Origin of the sequence: Paenibacillus sp. FSL K6-0276, assembly GCF_037977235.1 — a bacterium.
Taxonomy (GTDB): Bacteria; Bacillota; Bacilli; order Paenibacillales; family Paenibacillaceae; genus Paenibacillus_AQ.
The window spans coordinates 197,440-217,692 of the sequence record NZ_CP150276.1 but is presented as its reverse complement, the minus strand read 5'-3'; the positions used below and the strand labels follow the sequence as shown (position 1 = coordinate 217,692).

The window sequence follows — 20,253 nt, the reverse complement described above, 5'->3', positions numbered from 1 at the left end:
CATCAGGAGGCAAGACACTTGAGAAAAAAATATATAAACCTCAAAGCTTTACTAGCTATTTTGCTAGTTTTCTCGATTTTGCCATGGAATCATGCAAATGCCGAAATAGCAAAAAGTACGTTTGATCCGTTTGAGAAAAGCATCGATGAAGTCACAAAAGCTCTGGACACAAAGCAAATTACATCGGAAGAGCTTGTGGAATACTATCTGAAACGTATTGAAGCCTTTGATAAACAAGGCCCTGTTATAAATTCTATTATTACGGTTAACAACCAAGCTCTTGAAACAGCAAAGGCACTCGATACCGAGCGAAAAACGAAAGGACCAAGAAGCAAGCTTCACGGCATTCCTTTTGTCGTAAAGGATAACTTTGATGTAGTTGGCATGCCGACCACAGCTGGGGCTGTAGCTCTGAAGAATGAAAATCCTACTAAGAATTCATTCACCGTACAGAAGCTTATCGATGCCGGAGCCATTGTAATTGCTAAAACAAACATGTCCGAGCTCGCCGCTTCCTATGGCAGACTGGGCTATAGCTCTATGGGCGGTTTGACAATTAATCCTTACAATCTGAACCGTGATGCTTCCGGTTCCAGCAGCGGTAGTGCAGCAGCGGTAGCGGCTAACTTTGCCGTATTCGGACTTGGAACGGATACTTCAGGTTCCGTCAGAGGTCCAGCCAATGTTACCGGGCTAGTAGGTATCAGACCGACTATGGGATTGACTAGTCGCAGCGGCGTTGTCCCTTCTTCCCTTTCTTTGGACGTAACTGGTCCTTTGGCACGTAGTGTCGAAGACGCTAGCTTAGTGCTTACTGCGATGGCTGGAACAGACAAAGCAGATTATGCGACAAAATCCGCGAACCGCTATGTTCAAGACTACGCCAAAGCACTGAACGCTTCTTCGCTGAAGCATGCGCGTATCGGTGTGGCGACTGACTTCTTCGGCGGCAATGATGAAGTAGATGCTATTACGAATCAAGCGATTGCTAAAATGAAAAGCATGGGAACGGAAGTAGTGCCTGTCACATTCTCCAAACAAACCAAGTACCTCTGGACTCCAGTTCTTGGACCGGTCGGGGATGCGGAATTCAAAATACAGTTTGAAAAATATTTGCGCTCGCTTCCTGCCGGTGGACCTAAAACGCTGCGAGAAGTTATCGATATTAGTGAATCTCCTGAAGTATTGAACTCGGCAACACCTGTTAACCCTGCTCGTTTAGAAGGCTTGAAGACAGCATTGGCTAAAGCAGATACTCTATATTCCAACGAGTACAAGAAGATCGTTAAGAAAGAAATGCCGCAGACCCGTAAAGAAATTGAAATGATTATGAAGAAGAACAATCTGGACGCAATCGTTTTCCCTACGATGGCCTGCCCTGCTTCCAACCGCTTTGACAAAGAAGACCCTACTTATGTCTGCAATGCGTATGATACTTATGCAGCGAGCTACGTGGCATCTGCTACAGGTTTCCCTGAAGTAACCGTACCTGCGGGAACGGTAGAAGCAGGCGTACCGGTGGGCATCTCATTCTTGGGAACAGCATACAGCGAGCAAACGCTGCTTAACCTAGCTTATTCCTTTGAGCAAGCTACGAAAGCAAGAACAGTTCCTGTACATACACCGAATTTAAGACCATAACTGGATTACAGCATCTGCAAATGCCCTTTCTCTCCCTTTCATCATGCAGGATGCAGTTGCAATTGAATAGAAACTGCTCCGCTGCATTAAACTGTACCCTATCGAGTAGACACTTTTAAAAAGTCTCTCGGTAGGGTATTTTTGTTTATAGCAAGAAGATAGGGAAGTGGAATGGTATGAGCAAGAAAATGTTCACAGATAAAGAAATCAAGCAGTTAACTAACAATCCTTATGTGAGGAACATGTCTTCAAAGGCAATTACGTATACGGATGCGTTTAAGCAATTGTTTATCTCAGAGAATAACAAGGGCAAGCTGCCGAGAGAATTATTTGAAGAATGTGGTTTTGACGTAACCATCATTGGAATCCAAAGAGTTGAATCCTCAGGAAAGAGATAGCGTGCGAGCTTCTAGGAAAACGGAATCTTAGGTTTGCAGGATACAAGAAGCCAGGCATCAGGAAAACCTCTTAAACGGGAGCTTACGCTCGAAGAGAAGCAGGCCAAGCTGAGGCTCGATAATATTCTTATATCCTTAAGTGGTTGTCTCTTCACAGTATATTTAACGTATTTTTCCATCCAATGCTCCAGAAATTCAGAGAGCATTATCTTTATAGTCTGTACCAATAAATTGCGCTGCTGGTTATATTCGAATTCATTTAGCAGTTTCTGTGCTTCAGCTTCCGAGGACAATGGACTACTGATCCCCCTAGCAATAGGGTAGCTAATATAGTCCGGACTACATTTGGACTACATTTTCTATCTATAGACGTAAAAAACCCGCTCTGGGAGCGGGTTTTTCGATGGAGCCGAGGCGTGGACGTGCAGAGCCACAATTCGGCGGGGGTTGCTGCTGGAATTGTACGAGATAGCCGGTTAGCAAAGACTCTCCATTTCCCTTGCTCTGGCTTAATAAGCCTAATCTGGATCAACTTATTACAAGTACAATTCCAAAGCCCCCCTAGCCCACGCAGGAATCTCATCTCGGCAAAAGCTAATCTGTGAACGTTTAATTTCCGCCACAACTTCAGGTTCACTGGTGTTGTCGATAATGGTGACTTCATCTGAAATCTCCATGGCAGGCATCAGGTTCCTTAAAGATTGGCCATATCTCCACCGGATATCTTCTTCCGCAATCCAGTGCCCTCCCTGTTCCACTCTTGAAGCTACCCGATCAATATGCATTTGCACATCCTGTAAACCAATATAATACATGACGACTTTATAACCTTGTTCCTTAGCTGTCTTCATATGACGTAAAACAAAACTCCCCGACAGAGTAGTTTCTATAGCAAGATTTTCTTTTCGCCCGATTAATTCCCTTATTTGCTTTACAGCTTCTCGACCGGCAGACAGGCCTGCACTTCTGGGATCTTCCGGGTTCATCCTTTTGGCAATCTGGTCAGGATCAATAATGGTTCCAACATAATCCCTCATTTGAAAACTGATTGTGCTTTTCCCGGCTCCATTAGTGCCAGCAAAAACCGTCATTACAGACTCCCGATCAGTCATGACTAACAAGCTCAGTGCGATTTCCGGCTACATCGTAAGTAATCTCGAATTTTTGCCCAGTGGCATCTTCACGTATCCGCTTGCCGTCTTTTATATAATAAATGGAGGCTCCAGCCTTTTTGGCCTCTGCGACTGCATGCTGATTGGCCTTTTTCAATAACCGTTGCAATTCTTCTCTTTGGGGCAGCATTAGGATAGCACCTCGCTCGGATTTCGAATTTATTTTATAATATTATAACACAATCCTAACGGTTAAATAATTCCTTCGTATACCCTACTCAAGGTCTTCTTCAATCCAGGTGTCCTAAATAATCGCTATACAACTCCATCATCCCATCTCCAAAACCCCAGCCATTACCCTGACTGTTCTGCGTCAATTCGTTGCATTGATCTACAAACTCTTCTTCTAATTGATTGTCCACAATATAGCTTAAAGCTTGTTCATATATGCTTGAAATAGTACGATAGAATTTTTCATCATCTATGTCTCCATATGAAAGCGTAAAGTCTACTCCACATTCCACTGTAAAAATCATTAGCTCTGCAATTTGCTCCTTATTTGTTGAAACATTACTAAAGTCCTTTAATGCTTGCTTCATAATTGGGTATCGCAGAATCTCTCCCCTGTGGTGGCCGAATTCCTTCTCAATAATTTTCTTGTACTTGTCTAAAACCTCCTCTTGATCAGGAAATAACACCGAATAATAATGCTCTTGAATAATTGGGTGTGTCTTGGCCAAATTTAAGATTTCAGCCTCAAGCTCTTCCCTCGTAAGATTGTTCAAATGCTTTTTAATGGTTGAGTTTCTTAATTTCAGCATTACTATGATCTCCTTAATCGGGTTATAATTCCCAGTATTATTACTCAGCAGCTTACAAGATATAATATAAATAAAACGTGAGGACCAATCAATGGACAATATCGAGGACAAATATAAGGTGGCTCTAGCGCATATTGAGGAACTTAAGCTGGAAGTCACCCGGTTGAGAAGTCTACTGGGGCTTTTGGATGATGACAATACAACAAGTACTAATGAACAAAAAGCCACTTATTCCACCTCACCGGCAAAAGAAAGCAAAGAGACCACTGTTGGAGAAACTAATGTTCACCAGTACTCCACCGTAGAGGACAAGCTCGCTCTATATAAAAGTTATTTTCGCGGCAGAGAAGATGTATACCCGATTCGCTGGAGCAACAAGCAAGGAAAGTCCGGATATTCGCCCGCCTGCGCCAATGAGTGGACTTCTGTTTGCGAGAAACCCCGGGTAAAGTGTTCAGTTTGCAAACACCAGAGCTTCATGCCCCTTACAAGCGAAGTGCTGTCAGCCCATTTAGATGCACGGCAAGACCGGACGATTGGTATCTATCCCATGCTGCCGGATGAGACCTGCTGGTTTTTGGCCATGGATTTTGACAAACATGATTGGAAGCACGATGTTACTGCCGTGATGGAGCTATGTAAAAGCCATGAAATCCCCGCACTCTTAGAGCGCTCACGTTCCGGCAATGGGGGGCATATCTGGATTTTCTTCAGTCAAAATATAGAGGCGGCTACAGCCAGAAGATTTGGAATGACCCTGCTGAGTCTTACCATGAACAACAGATATCAGATCGGCATGGAGTCCTATGACCGCCTGTTTCCCAATCAGGATACGCTACCCAAAGGTGGATTCGGCAACCTCATTGCCCTTCCACTTCAAGGGGGGCCGCGTAAACAGGGAAACAGTGTCTTTGTTGACGAGCGCTTTGAGCCATATGCTGATCAATGGGGTATATTATCCGAACTTGGCAAGATGGGCGAAGACCAGGTGAAGCAATTTATATACAAGCACGGGGAGCGTGGACTTTTTAGCAATGACATAATTACTACGGGATCAGACCACGACGCAGATGGATTAATCTTGTTACAAGAGAACCCGACTCAGATAGAAGAGGTTCTAATGGAATCTTTACCTGCTGAAATACAGATTCTGCAATCGGATCGCCTTTATATCCTCAAGTCTGGACTTCCCTCAAGTGCAATTCATGCTCTGATCAAAATAGCTTCCTTCTCCAACCCTGACTTTTATAAAGCACAAGCGATGCGGCTCTCCACCTATGGTAAACCCCGGGTGATCTCATGTGCCGAGGATCTGGAGAATTATGTAGTTCTGCCAAGGGGATGCTTGCAGGATTTGTTATCTTTTTTCGAGCATAATCAAGTCAAGGTATCGCTTAAGGATCAACGTTCGTCTGGAACCTCAATAGAGGCAGAATTCACCGGTACGCTGACCACTCTTCAGGATACAGCAGCCAGAGCGATTCTAAACCGGGACATAGGCGTTCTCTCGGCGGCAACCGCATTTGGTAAAACTGTCGTAGCAGCCAGCATTATCGCTTCAAGAAAGACAAACACCCTTATCTTGGTGCACCGCCGGGAGCTTATGGAACAATGGCAGGAACGTTTGCAAACCTTTCTCGAAGTCCCAAAACAGGCAATCGGATTGATCGGCGGCGGAAAAAATAAACGAACCGGCATTACAGCAATATGCAGGCCGCCTGCACCGAAGTCATGCGAATAAGGAAGAAGTGAAAATATATGATTATATTGATCTTCAGGTTCCAATGTTAATGGCGATGTTCAAGAAACGAGTGAAGGGGTATCGGAAGATGGGGTATAAGGGGGCGGAGTTGTAACAAAACGTATAAAAATAGGCTGGGCGTGTAGAACCCCTTTCCCATAAAGGGCCTTAAACCCTTGATGGGAAAGGGATTTTAGAAACTGAACCGTGGCTGTACAAAACCACAATTCGCCGGAGTGTGATGATTCGGATGTTTGGGGAGGTGGCGTAATAAATTCAATCATTCTCTTCTTCATTATACCAGCTATCATCTTCATCAATCTCGTAAGTATCATCGTTTTGGTAATTATCCTCATTGAAATAATCATCTTCATCTGCATCGAACTCGTAAGTATTTTCGTCGAATTCTTCATCGTCATCGCCTCTCGGATCAGAGGACTTTACGACATCAACATTTTCAAAGGAGATATCCTCCAAACCTAAAATTAACATTTTGTTCTCAGGATTGTTTTCCCCGGAAAGTATATCCACCTCAAAATTCAAATTAATCTGCGCCAAAGCGTTACCAACGGATGTCATTCGGGTGGAAGGCGGCATGCCAACGCTCATCTCGAAGGAAGTCTTCCAGCAGGTTCAAGAAAAGATGGACAGCAACAAACGCCAGCCTGGAGCTTATAAGGCTAAAGAAGTTTACCTGCTAAGCGGCCTCATCGTCTGTGGTGAGTGTCTGAAAAACGTTGGAACTCCCTATTCTATGATGGGTAATACGAAGTTCAGCGGAAGAAACAAACTCAAGTACGTCACCTACCGCTGTGGTAATCGTGATCGGACGAAAGAATGTAATAACCCTGAGCTACGCCGAGAATACATTGAAAACTACGTCATTTCTCAATTGCAGGAGAAGATATTTAATGAAGAGGCCATTCCGCTGCTTGCCAAGCAATTGAATGATTACCATAACTCTAAGCAATCAAACGTAAAAGGTGAGCGCGAACGCCTGGCTAAGAGCCTAGAGGGTATTGAACGTCAGATTACAAATATAGTTAATGCCATTGCTAGTGGCACTTTCAATATTGCTTTGTCTAGTAAACTTGAGGAATTGGAGCTACAGAAACTACAGCTTGAGCAGAAACTGCTCGAAGCTAAGGCTGTAACAGAAAAAGCAGCTATCACAGAGGATACTCTGCGACAACTGCTTTCTAAGTTTGGAGTCCACGTTGCTAACCACGACCTTCCTGAAATCAAAAAGTTCATTGGTAGTTATGTGGAAAAGGTAATCGTCTACAAAGAGAATGTAGAGGTAATCTTTAAATTCCAGATTGTGGATTTAACATATGGAGCCGAGGGGAGTCGAACCCCTGTCCGAAGATAACGGCACATAAGCTTCTACGAGTGTAGTCACAGTTTTGATGTCACCCGAGTATCGCCCCGTAACCGGCTATACGTTGGGTCAGCCTGATTATCTTCTTCAGCTCACCCCAGGCGGAGATGAGACAGCGTATTCCACTATTTGTTAGCCCCTAGCCCTGTCACATGGACGATGCAGAGTAGAAGCACGCACACAGTTTCTTAGGCTGCGAAAGCGTAGTTTGTTTGTTGTTTGCCGTTTAATAGGCTTTAGCGTTGATGAAGCGGACGCGTCCCCACTACTCGCTACTCATGCTCGAACTACCCCCGTCGAATCCAAGAACGGCCCCTCATTAAAAAGGGCGCTTCGGATCAAGCGGATCTTCCAAGCAAGAGAGATCCAATCCACAGCTTCTTGTACAAGAAGACTGTAACGAAGCAATTAACTTACTTACTCAGTATATCACATTTATCAATACTTTAACACGTGGGTTAAAGGAATTGAAGGTGGAAACTGGAACTCTTTCGAATCGTCTACTAAGCCTAGATTATCTGGCGATCTTTTGCTTCTCACGCAATACACGCTGGATATCACGCTGAGCATCACGTTTGGCGGCAGAGTCACGTTTATCGTACTCTTTCTTACCTTTACCAAGGCCAATCAGCAGCTTCGCATAGCCATTCCGAACATAAACCTTAAGCGGCACAATCGTAAATCCATCTCGCTTTGACAAGCCCAGCAGTTTATGAATTTGCTCCTTGTGCATCAGCAATTTACGCGTGCGCGTCGGGTCAGTAGGGTTGGCGCGGTTACCTTGTTCAAAAGGGCTGATATGCATGTTGTGAATGTGAATCTCACCGTTACGGATCGTAGCAAAAGCATCTCCAATATTAGCGCGGCCATTACGCAACGACTTGATCTCTGTACCTGTCAGTACCAAGCCAGCTTCATAAGTGTCCTCGATAAAATAATCATGGGAAGCTTTTTTGTTCTGGGCAAGTACTTTCCCGTCTGCTTTTTTACCCATGAGAATCACTCCTTGAATCATATTCATAAGTTAAAGTAACCATGTCTCTTTAATCTTAAACGACATAGTCATCGAACGTCTGATCTATATTGTAACAAATGGAATCGATTGAGCGCAAGGAAGGATCAGGCAATTGTATCTCATCCATTTTGACAACATGTTGTCAGTAAGTTTACCCAATAGTTAACTTTAATTACATTTGTTGATAAAAAAGGTGTTTGTGTTTCCATAATCACATATCCCAGTCAACTCATACCTTTTTCTATTCAATCTCTCTCCCCCGATGCTAACGCTAAAGCTACATAAATGCACTTTATACATCTATTCAGCATATTTAGAGGCTTGATGGTTGTTTAGTTGCACTTTCTACAGCTATAAATTCGAAATCATGCCGTTTTGAAGATACTGATCAGATTTAGATGTACAAAGTGCAATTAACCTCAACCTCTACTGAAACGCCGGAATTTTAATTGCACATTATGCAATTAAAATTAAGCACCGTGATAATATTGGTTACTATGCTCCAATCCACATGTCATAGTGACAAAACGACGCAGTCACATAGCTTCTGACTATTACTAAACAAACTTGTGACAGCCTATAGCCTCGGTCAAAAACGAAGATTCCACAGCCGGACTACAGAAAAAGAATGAAAAAAGCATCGCCCCCAGCAAAGGGGGCGGTGCTTAAACTTGTATTATAGAGCTACGAAGCGTAGCCCAATAACGTTATTTATTTCTTCTTTCTCTTACGAGGAGCTCCGTCTGGAGCGCTGCCTGTAGTGTCACTACGTTTAGAAGTGGCTTGTTCAGATGTCTGTACGTTGCCCGGTGTCACGGACTGGCCAATGAACACACCGCTCTTGTTCTTCTTTTTCTTGCGAGCTTTGCCAGTTGGAGCGCCATTGCGGCCTTCTCCACCGCCAAAGTTACCTCCGCGATCCTCGCGGCTACGGAACTTCGTGCTACCGTCCAGGCCGCGGGCTTCGCCGCCAGAAGAATCGGACGCAGGAGTGCCGTATCCGCCTTTGCCGGAGCCAAAGCCGAAGCTGATGCCGCGTCCACCACCGGCACCGCCGTTGTCACCGCCGCGGCCTCGCCCGCCGCTGCGCTCACGCGGCGCGCCTGCGTTGCCGCCGGCTTCGCCCCCGCGCTCGGCGCCCGGCGCCGCAACTACCCGGCTCGCATCCTCGCCGGCATCGCGCCCGCGCTTCCGCTTTCCGCGTCCGCCCGGTGCAACAACACCGGCCGCTTCGCGCGGCCCTTCACCGGCGCGCACACCAGCGCCCGGCTTGCCTTTGCCCGCGCCTACAGCAGCGCCGGGCTTGCCTTTACCGCCGCGGCCCTTACCGCCCGCGCCGCCTTTACCACCGGCCGGCGCCTTGAATCCGCCGCCTCCTGGACGGCCGCCTTTGCCACCGCGGCCACCTCCAAAACCACCGCCGCGATGCTCGCCTGGCGCGCGTGGTTTCATGTCGACCAACTCGAAATCGATCGTGTGGTCATCCATATTTACCTTGGCGACTCGAATCTTCACCTCGTCACCAATGCGGAACACCCGCGATGTGCGCTCGCCAATGAGCGCCATATGAGCTTCGTCGAAGTGATAATAATCGTCGCTCATCGCACTGAGACGAATAAGTCCTTCAACGGTATTATCCAGCTCGATGAACATCCCGAAGCTGGTCACACTGTTAACCATAGCCTCGAATTCCTCGCCCACTTTATCCTGCATGTATTCAGCTTTCTTCAGCTGCTCTGTATCACGTTCAGCCTCTACCGCCACACGCTCACGTTCCGAGGACTGCTGAGCAATGTCAGGCATCCGACTAACCAAATAATCATGCCGCTTCTCGCTCAGGGCACCACCACTCTCAATCACTTCACGCATTACGCGGTGAATGACCAGATCGGGGTAACGACGAATCGGAGAAGTGAAGTGGGAATAGTATTCCGCAGCGAGTCCGAAATGGCCTGTGCTCTCCGCATCATACTTCGCCTGCTTCATGGAACGCAGCATCATCGTGCTGATAACCGTCTGTTCCTTCGTCCCTTGAATTTGTTCCAAAAGATCCTGCAAAGCACGTGGATGAACCGAATTGCCGCGGCCCTTCACGTGATATCCGAAATTGGCCGCAAAAGCCATGAAATTCTGCAGCTTCTCTGGATCCGGATCTTCGTGAATCCGGTAGAGGAACGGTACCTTCATCCAGTGGAAATGCTCAGCCACCGTTTCATTCGCAGCGAGCATGAATTCCTCGATAATCTGCTCAGCTACAGAACGCTCTCGCTTCACAATATCTACAGCCTTGCCGTTCTCATCCACGATGATTTTGCTCTCTTCAAAATCAAAATCAACCGCACCCCGACGCATCCGCGCATCGCGGAGCTTCATCGCTAGTTCTTTCATGAGGCGGAAATCCTCAATCAGTGGACTATAGCGCTCAAGCAATTCTGGGTCTTCATCCTCCAGAATTTTGCGAACATTTGAATAAGTCATTCTTTCTTTGGTGCGAATCACGCTCGTAAAGACATCATGCTTCACTACCTTCATTTGCTCGTTAAATTCCATCTCACAGGACATCGTTAAGCGGTCTACCTGTGGATTCAAACTACAAATCCCGTTAGACAAACGGTGCGGAAGCATCGGAATAACCCGATCCACCAAATACACACTACAACCCCGGTCATAAGCTTCTTTATCAAGCTCAGAGCTCTCACGCACATAATAACCTACATCCGCAATGTGCACGCCTAGCTTATAATGTCCGTTCTCCAGTCGCTGAACATTAACCGCATCATCCAAGTCTTTAGCATCTTCGCCATCAATCGTAACAATGTTCAGTCCGCGCAAGTCGCGTCGTCCCTGCTCAGCAATTTCCTCTTCCGTGATAGAATCAGGAGCGTTGTCCGCTTCGTCCATCACTTCAGCCGGAAATGCCTCTGGTAGCTGATGCTTACGGATGATAGATAAAATATCAACTCCCGGATCATCTTTATGTCCGAGGATCTCAATAATTTCACCTTCTGCCGCTGATCGGCCTTCTGGATAATTTACGATGCGTACAACGACCTTTTGGCCGTCTACCGCCCCCATGAAGGATTGCTTCGGAATAAAAATATCACGATTGATTCGTTTATCATCAGATAGAACAAAGCCATAGGTCTCCAGGTTTTGAAATACGCCTACCGTCTGCAATACGCCTCGTTTTACAATACGTTCAACTTCACCTTCCATACGTCCGCCAGACGGACTTTTAGAGGTGATACGTATCAGGACGATATCGCCATTCATAGCTCCCTTAAGATCATTTGCATGGATATACACGTCGGGATGATCACGATCATCCGGGATAAGAAAAGCGAAGCCTTTCGCATGAGCCTGTAACCGGCCGCGCAGTAAATCCATCCGTTCCGGCACGCCATAACGTGCATTACGAGTTAGTACAATTCTTCCGTCCTGCTCTAATTCAATTAGTAATTCCTCGAACTTTTTAAACCCTGTACTATCTTCTAGAGCAAAATGGCTCACCAGCTCTTCATAAGTCATTGGTTTATAAGCAGTTTCCCGCATGAAATCGAGTAATATTTCTTGTGTTATCATGTTCGTCACCCCAGCCCTCCGCGGCTCCAAGCCGCTGGCAAATATGTATGTCTTGTCCTGCTCTGTAGTAATGCCAAGTAAAATTTACCTTTACCTACTTCATACCCTAGTATACACGAAATCAATCCTGCGCATCCCTGTTACTGTTATCCAAAGATAAACGCAGTACGAAATTTCATTCAAACGAAGAAGAAAGTCTATTTATTGATGCTCTGCCGCACCGGATTTTATACTTTCTACTATGAAAAGAAAAGCACCCACAGGTGCTTTCATCTCCTTTTTATTATAACAAAAAAGCCTTCGCTCCATTCCATTCAGAACAGAGCGAGGGCTTACTGTAGGTACTTAGTCAATGAAAACAGCAGCTAGAATCGCCATAATGAAGAATCCTGCAGCAAGTCCAACAGTTACACGTTGTAGTACGAGTTCCATACCACGAGCTTTTGTTTTACCAAAGAGATGCTCAGCACCACCGGAGATGGCACCGGAAAGACCCGCGCTTTTCCCCTTTTGCAGAAGAACGACCGCAATAAGACCGACGGAAAAAATCAGGAGCACAACTTTCAAAAAGATATCCATTCACTTCCACCTCCTACGCCTAAGCATCACTATCTATGGTAATTGAGGTTATCACGATACATAAACAGTATTCTTATTTTATCATAGCGTTGTCGGTAATACAACCGCCTAGGCTGTTAAGTCGTAGCTTTTCTTGAAAGATTAGGATAAACACACATTTTAAAAAAGACCCACCATAATGGCGGGTCTTCGTACTCTGCTATAAAAGCAGATTATCTTTTAAGGTTGTAGAAGGATTTCAGGCCGTTGTATTGAGCCAATTCACCCAACTCATCTTCGATGCGAAGCAATTGGTTGTATTTAGCAACACGGTCTGTACGGGAAGGAGCACCTGTTTTGATTTGACCAGCGTTAGTCGCAACAGCGATGTCAGCGATTGTGCTATCTTCGGATTCACCGGAACGGTGAGAGATAACTGCTGTGTAACCAGCACGTTTAGCCATTTCGATAGCATCGAAAGTTTCAGTCAATGTACCAATTTGGTTAACCTTAACCAAGATGGAGTTACCGATACCTTTTTCGATACCTGTTGCAAGACGCTCAGTGTTAGTAACGAACAAGTCGTCACCAACCAATTGGACTTTGTCGCCCAATTTTTCAGTAAGCAATTTCCAGCCATCCCAGTCGTCTTCGGACATACCGTCTTCGATTGTGATGATAGGATATTTTTCAACCCATGAAGCAAGAAGGTCAACATACTCAGCGGAAGTGTAAGATTTACCTTCGCCAGCAAGTGTGTATTTACCGTCTTTGTAGAACTCAGTGGAAGCAACGTCCATACCCAAGAATACGTCAACACCTGGTTTGTAACCAGCTTTTTCGATCGCTTCGATGATTGTAGTGATTGCTTCTTCGTTCGAACCAAGGTTCGGTGCGAAACCACCTTCGTCACCTACAGCTGTGTTCAGACCTTTGGATTGAAGTACGGATTTCAAGTTGTGGAAGATTTCCGCACCTGTGCGAAGAGCTTCTTTGAAGCTTGGAGCTCCTACAGGAAGAACCATGAACTCTTGAACGTCGATGTTGTTGTCCGCATGCTCACCACCATTGATGATGTTCATCATTGGTACTGGAAGAGCTTTAGCGTTGAATCCGCCAAGGTATACATACAAAGGTACATCCAAAGCTGCTGCAGCTGCGCGAGCTACGGCCATGGATACAGCCAAGATAGCGTTAGCGCCGAGCTTACCTTTGTTGTGAGTACCATCAAGGGCAATCATCAATTTGTCGACACCCAGTTGGTCAAGAGCGTCCATACCAATAACTTCTGGAGCGATGATTTCATTTACGTTCTCAACAGCTTTCAGAACACCTTTACCCATGTAACGGGATTTGTCGCCATCACGAAGTTCTACAGCTTCATGAGCACCAGTGGAAGCGCCGGAAGGAACGATAGCGCGGCCTTTAGCACCGGATTCAAGATAAACGTCAACCTCTACAGTAGGGTTACCACGGGAGTCAAGGACTTCGCGAGCATATACATCAGAAATAATAGTCATTTTAGTTAATCTCCTTTTAACAATGTTTTGGTCTTGATTGTTGAAGCTTAATCTTAGGTACTGTTTCCTTATTTGCGACTAGCGATCATGGATTGACCGGTCATTTCCGCAGGTTGTGGAAGTCCCATCAGATCCAGAATGGTTGGTGCTACATCCGCAAGGATACCGCGATCGCGCAATACAACATTTTCATCCGTAAGGATGAATGGAACCGGGTTAGTGGTATGAGCTGTGAACGGACGACCGTTCTCATCAAACACCATGTCTGCATTACCGTGATCGGCGATAATGATCGCAACGCCACCTTTGGCAACCACTGCGTCCACTACTTTACCAACACACTCATCAGTTACCTCTACAGCCTTAATTGTTGGCTCCAGCATACCGGAGTGTCCAACCATATCAGGGTTTGCAAAGTTAAGGATAATAGCATCCTGTCTTTCCGCTTCGATTTCTGCTACGCAGGCTGCAGCCACTTCGTAAGCACTCATCTCAGGTTGAAGATCATAAGTTGCCACTTTAGGAGAGTTGATTAAGATACGAGTTTCTCCAGGAAGCTCCTCATCACGTCCACCACTAAAGAAGAAAGTTACGTGCGGATACTTCTCAGTTTCCGCGATGCGCAGTTGCTTCTTGTTGTTCTGCACAAGCACTTCACCCAATGTGTTATCCAGGTTCTTCGGTGAATAGGCTACATAACCTTGTACCGTTTCGCTGAAAGTAGTCAGGCATACGAAGTGCAGGTCTTGCGGGAACAAAGGACCCCGGTCGAAACCGCGGAAATCTTGATTCGTGAACACTTGTGACAATTGAATAGCACGGTCAGGGCGGAAGTTGAGGAACACGACGGAATCGCCGCTCTCTACTGCCGTTACTGGCTTACCTTCACTGTCTACAATTACGCTAGGTTCAACGAATTCATCGAACACGGAATTTTGATAAGATGCAGTGATGGCCTCTAGAGCATCCGTGTATTTCGGACCTTCGCCATAAACCATAGCACGATAGGCTTTTTCTACACGTTCCCAACGTTTGTCACGGTCCATTGCGTAATAACGTCCGGATACCGTAGCAATTGTACCTACACCAACTACTTCAATTTTAGCAACCAGATCTTGAACAAAATTCTTTCCGCTATCTGGAGCTACGTCACGGCCATCCATGAAAGCATGGATATACACTTCATGCATATCTTCTTTCTTAGCCAGGTCAAGCATAGCAAACAGGTGGTTAATATGGCTATGTACCCCTCCGTCGGATACAAGCGCGTAAAGATGAAGCTTTTTACCTGTGTTCTTAGCATTTCTAACTGCGGTAACCAGTGTTTCATTATCGAAGAACTCGCCCTCACGGATCGATTTATCGATACGAGTCAAATCCTGGTATACAATCCGTCCTGCACCAATATTTAAGTGCCCTACTTCAGAGTTGCCCATTTGGCCTTCTGGAAGACCAACAGCTTCACCACAAGCAGTAAGGGTAGTATTAGGATATTGTTTCAAGTAACGGTCATAGTTAGGTTTGTTAGCTTGAGCAACGGCGTTGCCTTCTGACGTTCCGCGCAAACCGAAACCATCCATGATGATCAAAGCTACAGGTTTTGGAGCAGACATCTTACTTCGCCCCCTCAACCAATTGAACGAAGGAAGCAGGCTGCAAGCTGGCACCGCCAACAAGCGCACCATCGATGTCGCTTTGGCCCATGTACTCAGTTACATTCTCAGGCTTCACGCTGCCGCCGTATTGAATACGAACAGCTTCAGCTGTTGCTGCATCATACAGATCTTTTACAAGACTGCGGATGTAAGCAATAACTTCGTTAGCATCTTGGGAAGTGGAGGATTTACCTGTGCCAATGGCCCAGATAGGTTCGTATGCAATTACAACTTTTGCTGCTTGCTCGGCACTAAGACCTTGGAATGCAGCTTCAGTTTGTACTTTACATACTGCTTTAGTCTGATCAGCTTCACGCTCTTCGAGCTTTTCGCCTACACATACGATTGGAGTGATATCGTGACGGAATGCAGCATGCATTTTCTTATTCACGATTTCATCTGTTTCGCCAAAATAAGCACGACGCTCTGAGTGACCAATGATTACATAGTCTACGCCGAGATCGCTAAGCATTACACCACTGATCTCTCCTGTGTAAGCACCGTTATCTTCAAAATGTAGGTTCTGTGCGCCAATCTTGATGTCTGTACCTTTTGCTGCTGCTACAAGTGCAGGCAGGTTAGTAAATGGAGCGCAGATTACCGTCTCAACGCCTTCTACTTCTGCTTTGCCTTTGATATCAGCAATAAAGCTTTCTGCTTCAGGAACTGTTTTGAACATTTTCCAGTTGCCTGCGATAATTGGTGTTCTCATGACTTAAGTTGCCTCCTTCTTTACGTCTTACTTATTGTTCAAAGCTTCTACGCCAGGAAGCGCCTTGCCTTCCATGAACTCAAGGGATGCACCGCCGCCAGTGGAGATATGATCCATTTGGTCAGCCAAGTGGAATTTCTCTGCTGCTGCTGCGGAATCTCCGCCGCCAATAACAGTGTAACCTTCAGTTGTTGCACAAGCTTTTGCTACTGCAAGTGTACCTTCAGCGAATTTATCGATTTCGAATACGCCCATAGGTCCATTCCAGACAACCAGCTTGGAGTTTTTGATAATATCGGCATAAAGTTCACGAGTCTTAGGTCCGATATCAAGTCCTTCCCAACCTTCTGGGATTTCATTGTAATTAACGATCTTAGTGTTAGCATCAGCACCGAATTTATCAGCAACAACAACGTCAACAGGAAGCATGAAGTTTTTGCCAAGTGCTTTAGCTTTTTCGATGAATCCAAGAGCAACGTCAAGTTTGTCGTTGTCTACAAGTGATTTACCGATTTCAAAGCCTTGTGCTTTAGTGAATGTATAAGACAATCCACCGCCGATCAGAACGTTATCAGCCAAAGACAACAAGTTATCAATAACATCAATCTTGTCTTTAACCTTCGAACCACCGATGATTGCAGTGAAAGGACGTTCAGGGTTAGAAAGAGCTTTACCCAGAACGGACAGTTCTTTCTCCATCAAAAGACCGGATACAGCCGGTAGGAAATGAGCGATACCTTCTGTCGATGCATGTGCACGGTGAGCCGCACCAAACGCATCATTGACGAACAAATCAGCCAGTTCAGCGAATTGTTTAGCCAGTTCAGGATCGTTCTTCTCTTCGCCTGGGTAGAAACGAACATTCTCAAGCACGAGTACGTCGCCTTCGCCTAGCTCAGCAATTTTTGCTTTTACAGCTTCGCCAACAGCTTCGTCAGCTTTAGCTACTGATTTGCCGAGAAGCTCGGACAGACGTTCAGCAGCAGTAGTCAAACGCATGGAATCTACGAATTGGCCTTTAGGACGACCCATGTGACTCGCGAGAATGATCTTTGCACCGTTCTCGATCAAATATTTAATGGTCGGAAGGGTTTCGCGAATACGAGTATCATCAGTGATCTTACCGTCTTCTACAGGAACGTTAAAATCCACGCGTACAAATACGCGTTTACCCTTTACTTCTACATCACGGACGCTCTTTTTGTTCATGATTAATTCCTCCACACCCAAAATTGTTTCTAGCAGGAAACAAGAAATACATCAAGCTAAAACGCCTTTGGCGTCCTTATAAGGACGGTAGCGTTTATGCGAGAATTATAAGGAAAAAATATAGAGTGAAACATATACTCCCTTATAATTTTAGAAAGAGCGGAAACAAGGAACTTCTGTTTCCGCTCTATAGATGTTGCTTTATATCAAATCAATTACTTAGCGATTTTAGCGAATTTCTCCAAAGTACGAACCAATTGTGCAGTGTAGGACATTTCATTGTCATACCAAGCAACAGTCTTAACCAGTTGTTTGTCGCCAACAGTCAATACTTTAGTTTGTGTAGCATCGAACAAGGAACCGAAAGTCATACCTTTGATGTCGGAAGATACGATTTCATCTTCAGTGTAACCATAAGTGTCTGGATCGGAAGCTGCTTTCATTGCTGCGTTGATTTCTTCAACAGTAACGCTCTTATCAAGAACAGTTACAAGCTCAGTCAGGGAACCAGTTGCAACTGGAACACGTTGAGCTGCACCATCCAATTTACCTTTAAGTTCTGGAATAACCAGACCGATTGCTTTAGCAGCACCAGTAGTGTTAGGAATGATGTTCTCAGCTGCTGCACGAGCGCGTCTGAAGTCACCCTTAGCGTGTGGAGCATCCAAAGTGTTTTGGTCGCCAGTGTAAGCATGAATTGTAGTCATCAGGCCTTCAATGATACCGAACTTGTCGTTCAATACTTTTGCCATTGGAGCTAGGCAGTTAGTTGTGCAAGATGCGCCGGAAATAACAGTCTCAGTACCATCAAGAATGTCATCGTTAACGTTGTAAACGACAGTTTTCATGTCGCCAGTAGCTGGAGCGGAGATAACTACTTTCTTAGCTCCACCTTTCAAGTGTTTTTCAGCTGCTTCTTTAGTTGTGAAGAAACCTGTGCACTCAAGTACAATGTCAACGCCTAGGTCGCCCCATGGCAATTCTTCAGGGTTGCGGTTAGCAAGAACTTTAACTTCTTTGCCATTCACTTTGAAGAAGCCGTCATGCACTTCAACATCACCTTGGAATTTACCTTGAGTTGTATCATATTTAAGCAAATGAGCAAGCATCTTAGCGTCAGTCAAGTCGTTGATTGCTACCACTTCGATACCTTCTACATTTTGAATACGGCGGAAAGCAAGGCGTCCAATACGTCCAAAACCGTTAATTCCAACTTTTACACTCATTGAATAGTTCCTCCTAGAATTCGTTTTATTTATTCAAAACAGACCGTGAAGCCTGTCATGACAACAATGTTAAGTATTATGCAAGATATATGTTCTAGTGCCTGCAATCTAAAAGCTACGAAGTTAGCTGTAACTGATTGTCAATTTCCTTGCCTATTTCTACAGCAGCAGCCTCGTCCGTGACGAGAATATTCTCCTGCCCGAAACGCAGCATGGCGTGAATGGCTTTGGCCTTTGGTTTGCCTCCTGCAATACCGATAACGGTTTCCGTCCGAATAATATCTTCTAGACGTAGACCCATCGTAAGCATGGTATGGACAACCTGACCATTTTCATCGAAGTAATAGCCAAAGGATTCGGCCACTGCTCCCTCATCCTGGATTTCTGAGACCGTAGCCTCATCCAGCTTGCGACGACGAGTCATCTCAATGGCATCCCCAATTCCATGTACAATAATACGCGAACTGCGGATGATTTGTACAATCTCTCCAATATTAGAGTCAAGTGCTAGTGACTGGTATGCATCCCCACTAAGTAAATCAGGTACATGCAGCAACCGGTAATTCGCTCCAACCCGTTTTGCCATTGTTGAGGCAATCGTATTGGCTTGAATCTCCATACTCTCTCCTAATCCACCACGCGCCGGAACAAACCAAGCGTTCTTATAGGAAAGGGATAACGGCGGTGTCAGTTGATCAGCCATATCGGCAAGCGTTGATCCACCTGTGACAGCAACAATATCATCTGTACGAAGTACACTGAGCAGCGCTTTTGCACCTGCCCGGCCAAGCTCACGTTTGGTGAAAGGCGATGACTCACAATCACCCGGTACCACAATAACTTTATCCAGACCGTACGTTGCCCGAATTTTCTCTTCCAACTCATCCAGACCAAACAGGCTCTTAACGACCGGCTCTAGCAAATCAAGCAGTCTACGCCCAGCAGCGCTAATACGCATGCCAACGCTCTCGATCTCAATGAGCCCTTGCGATTTCAGAAGATCCGTCTCGGCACGCAGTACCCGCTCGGTCATATCAAGCGAAGCGGCAAGCGTTCTGCGCCCAATTATATCGGACAGCATGATCTGATGAAGAATCGTGTAACGTCTCTTAAGGGTTTCCATGAGATCAGGCAGAAGCTGCTTTTGGATATCTAATAAATTACGCATACTTTCACTCCTGCAACTTCGTCTTCCTCTATTCCCTTGTTCATGGTCTCAAAATGTCCCGGGTAAACTTTTTAAGTCCCACTCATATTCTAACCAAATATTGCTCGAAGTGCAAGTCTTCCGAGAGTAGAATTCTCCACCCCATGTCTTCTTATACATTTATAAGGCCAGGGAGAGGTACGGCGCCTAAAACCCATCATTAATTAACTTAGATTCTAACGCTGATTGAAAGCGAATGTATTCTTGTCCACCTTGAACACAAAGGATAAAGCCCGTGCACGGTATTATTAATACATTGCAATTGCACAGAAATTGTATTATAATCATTTTTGTTGCGCCCGTGGTCCAATGGATATGACGTAGGCCTCCGAAGCCTGAGATCCAAGTTCGATTCTTGGCGGGCGCGCCATTAATTTCACTTTCGTACATAATTTAGTAGTGCCTATACTACTACTTAACCAAAGAGCCGCGTGTCGGCTCTTTTTTTTGAATATAAGTTTGACTTTCTTTGACT

16 protein-coding genes, 1 tRNA gene, 1 other RNA gene and 1 pseudogene are annotated in these 20,253 nt (G+C 45.4%); 5 read left to right on the top strand and 14 right to left on the bottom strand.

The window, feature by feature from the left end; genetic code table 11:
* The first annotated feature begins 18 nt into the window (after window positions 1-18).
* Together MHH52_RS01055 and MHH52_RS01050 are read left to right on the top strand one after the other, a co-directional pair.
* Complete coding sequence (locus MHH52_RS01055) at window positions 19-1,641, top strand: amidase family protein (RefSeq protein ID WP_340006092.1); 1,623 nt, start codon at window positions 19-21, stop codon at window positions 1,639-1,641.
* A gap of 176 nt (window positions 1,642-1,817) precedes the next feature.
* A pseudogene (locus tag MHH52_RS01050) lies at window positions 1,818-2,150 on the top strand (HTH domain-containing protein); the annotation flags it as partial.
* 425 nt (window positions 2,151-2,575) lie between these two features.
* Here MHH52_RS01050 and MHH52_RS01045 read toward each other — a convergent pair.
* The 3 genes from MHH52_RS01045 to MHH52_RS01035 form a co-directional block, all read right to left on the bottom strand.
* A complete protein-coding gene (locus MHH52_RS01045; protein ID WP_340006090.1) occupies window positions 2,576-3,151 on the bottom strand; it encodes a zeta toxin family protein in 576 nt (191 codons plus the stop codon).
* The gene (locus tag MHH52_RS01040; protein ID WP_038693014.1) at window positions 3,144-3,341 is read right to left on the bottom strand and encodes a hypothetical protein; all 198 of its coding nucleotides are present in this window, start codon (window positions 3,339-3,341) and stop codon (window positions 3,144-3,146) included. Before MHH52_RS01040 ends, MHH52_RS01045 begins: the two co-directional genes overlap by 8 nt.
* A 100-nt stretch (window positions 3,342-3,441) precedes the next feature.
* Window positions 3,442-3,972: a DUF6155 family protein gene (locus MHH52_RS01035; protein ID WP_340006086.1), complete on the bottom strand. Its 531-nt coding sequence runs from the start codon at window positions 3,970-3,972 to the stop codon at window positions 3,442-3,444.
* Between the two features lie 91 nt (window positions 3,973-4,063).
* Here MHH52_RS01035 and MHH52_RS01030 point away from each other — a divergent pair, with 91 nt between their 5' ends.
* Complete coding sequence (locus MHH52_RS01030; protein ID WP_340006085.1) at window positions 4,064-5,713, top strand: DEAD/DEAH box helicase family protein; 1,650 nt, start codon at window positions 4,064-4,066, stop codon at window positions 5,711-5,713.
* A gap of 276 nt (window positions 5,714-5,989) precedes the next feature.
* Here MHH52_RS01030 and MHH52_RS01025 read toward each other — a convergent pair whose 3' ends face one another.
* Complete coding sequence (locus MHH52_RS01025) at window positions 5,990-6,322, bottom strand: hypothetical protein (protein ID WP_340006083.1); 333 nt, start codon at window positions 6,320-6,322, stop codon at window positions 5,990-5,992.
* Between MHH52_RS01025 and MHH52_RS01020 the strand changes: the two genes are divergently transcribed.
* Window positions 6,309-7,085, top strand: coding sequence for a zinc ribbon domain-containing protein (locus MHH52_RS01020; RefSeq protein WP_340006081.1), 777 nt, complete (start codon window positions 6,309-6,311; stop codon window positions 7,083-7,085). The two genes, MHH52_RS01025 and MHH52_RS01020, sit on opposite strands and share 14 nt — an antisense overlap.
* On the opposite strand, the gene ssrA is transcribed toward MHH52_RS01020, so the two are convergent.
* The 10 genes from ssrA to MHH52_RS00970 all read right to left on the bottom strand — a co-directional run bounded on the left by ssrA (window position 7,046) and on the right by MHH52_RS00970 (window position 19,739).
* Window positions 7,046-7,410, bottom strand: a transfer-messenger RNA (tmRNA) gene (gene ssrA / locus MHH52_RS01015). The two genes, MHH52_RS01020 and ssrA, sit on opposite strands and share 40 nt — an antisense overlap.
* 198 nt (window positions 7,411-7,608) lie before the next feature.
* On the bottom strand, window positions 7,609-8,088 hold the full coding sequence (gene smpB, locus MHH52_RS01010; protein ID WP_042123338.1) for an SsrA-binding protein SmpB: 480 nt from the start codon (window positions 8,086-8,088) through the stop codon (window positions 7,609-7,611).
* A 732-nt stretch (window positions 8,089-8,820) separates the two neighbouring features.
* On the bottom strand, window positions 8,821-11,691 hold the full coding sequence (rnr, locus tag MHH52_RS01005; protein WP_340009436.1) for a ribonuclease R: 2,871 nt from the start codon (window positions 11,689-11,691) through the stop codon (window positions 8,821-8,823).
* A 345-nt stretch (window positions 11,692-12,036) separates the two neighbouring features.
* Entirely contained in the window at window positions 12,037-12,270 is a 234-nt protein-coding gene (gene secG, locus MHH52_RS01000) for a preprotein translocase subunit SecG (protein WP_042123332.1), read from the bottom strand.
* A 212-nt stretch (window positions 12,271-12,482) separates the two neighbouring features.
* Window positions 12,483-13,769, bottom strand: coding sequence for a phosphopyruvate hydratase (gene eno / locus MHH52_RS00995; RefSeq protein WP_340006078.1), 1,287 nt, complete (start codon window positions 13,767-13,769; stop codon window positions 12,483-12,485).
* Window positions 13,770-13,837: 68 nt separating this feature from the next.
* Window positions 13,838-15,382 (bottom strand): 2,3-bisphosphoglycerate-independent phosphoglycerate mutase, encoded by a 1,545-nt coding sequence (gpmI, locus tag MHH52_RS00990; RefSeq protein WP_340006076.1) that lies wholly within the window; start codon window positions 15,380-15,382, stop codon window positions 13,838-13,840.
* 1 nt (window position 15,383) lies between these two features.
* Window positions 15,384-16,136 (bottom strand): triose-phosphate isomerase, encoded by a 753-nt coding sequence (tpiA, locus tag MHH52_RS00985; protein ID WP_340006073.1) that lies wholly within the window; start codon window positions 16,134-16,136, stop codon window positions 15,384-15,386.
* Between the two features lie 27 nt (window positions 16,137-16,163).
* The gene (locus tag MHH52_RS00980) at window positions 16,164-17,345 is read right to left on the bottom strand and encodes a phosphoglycerate kinase (protein WP_340006071.1); all 1,182 of its coding nucleotides are present in this window, start codon (window positions 17,343-17,345) and stop codon (window positions 16,164-16,166) included.
* A 215-nt stretch (window positions 17,346-17,560) separates the two neighbouring features.
* A complete protein-coding gene (gap, locus tag MHH52_RS00975) occupies window positions 17,561-18,571 on the bottom strand; it encodes a type I glyceraldehyde-3-phosphate dehydrogenase (RefSeq protein ID WP_313639121.1) in 1,011 nt (336 codons plus the stop codon).
* 115 nt (window positions 18,572-18,686) lie between these two features.
* Window positions 18,687-19,739: a sugar-binding domain-containing protein gene (locus MHH52_RS00970; protein ID WP_313639122.1), complete on the bottom strand. Its 1,053-nt coding sequence runs from the start codon at window positions 19,737-19,739 to the stop codon at window positions 18,687-18,689.
* A 334-nt stretch (window positions 19,740-20,073) separates the two neighbouring features.
* Here MHH52_RS00970 and MHH52_RS00965 point away from each other — a divergent pair.
* A tRNA-Arg gene (locus MHH52_RS00965) sits at window positions 20,074-20,148 on the top strand.
* Window positions 20,149-20,253 lie beyond the last annotated feature (105 nt).

Coding starts and splice junctions, on each gene's coding strand:
- MHH52_RS01045 (WP_340006090.1), bottom strand. CDS start 3,151: ATGACTGATCGGGAGTCTGTAATGACGGTTTTTGCTGGCACTAATGGA.
- MHH52_RS01040 (WP_038693014.1), bottom strand. CDS start 3,341: ATGCTGCCCCAAAGAGAAGAATTGCAACGGTTATTGAAAAAGGCCAAT.
- MHH52_RS01035 (WP_340006086.1), bottom strand. CDS start 3,972: ATGCTGAAATTAAGAAACTCAACCATTAAAAAGCATTTGAACAATCTT.
- MHH52_RS01030 (WP_340006085.1), top strand. CDS start 4,064: ATGGACAATATCGAGGACAAATATAAGGTGGCTCTAGCGCATATTGAG.
- MHH52_RS01020 (WP_340006081.1), top strand. CDS start 6,309: ATGCCAACGCTCATCTCGAAGGAAGTCTTCCAGCAGGTTCAAGAAAAG.
- MHH52_RS01025 (WP_340006083.1), bottom strand. CDS start 6,322: ATGAGCGTTGGCATGCCGCCTTCCACCCGAATGACATCCGTTGGTAAC.
- smpB (WP_042123338.1), bottom strand. CDS start 8,088: ATGGGTAAAAAAGCAGACGGGAAAGTACTTGCCCAGAACAAAAAAGCT.
- rnr (WP_340009436.1), bottom strand. CDS start 11,691: ATGATAACACAAGAAATATTACTCGATTTCATGCGGGAAACTGCTTAT.
- secG (WP_042123332.1), bottom strand. CDS start 12,270: ATGGATATCTTTTTGAAAGTTGTGCTCCTGATTTTTTCCGTCGGTCTT.
- eno (WP_340006078.1), bottom strand. CDS start 13,769: ATGACTATTATTTCTGATGTATATGCTCGCGAAGTCCTTGACTCCCGT.
- gpmI (WP_340006076.1), bottom strand. CDS start 15,382: ATGTCTGCTCCAAAACCTGTAGCTTTGATCATCATGGATGGTTTCGGT.
- tpiA (WP_340006073.1), bottom strand. CDS start 16,136: ATGAGAACACCAATTATCGCAGGCAACTGGAAAATGTTCAAAACAGTT.
- MHH52_RS00980 (WP_340006071.1), bottom strand. CDS start 17,345: ATGAACAAAAAGAGCGTCCGTGATGTAGAAGTAAAGGGTAAACGCGTA.
- gap (WP_313639121.1), bottom strand. CDS start 18,571: ATGAGTGTAAAAGTTGGAATTAACGGTTTTGGACGTATTGGACGCCTT.
- MHH52_RS00970 (WP_313639122.1), bottom strand. CDS start 19,739: ATGCGTAATTTATTAGATATCCAAAAGCAGCTTCTGCCTGATCTCATG.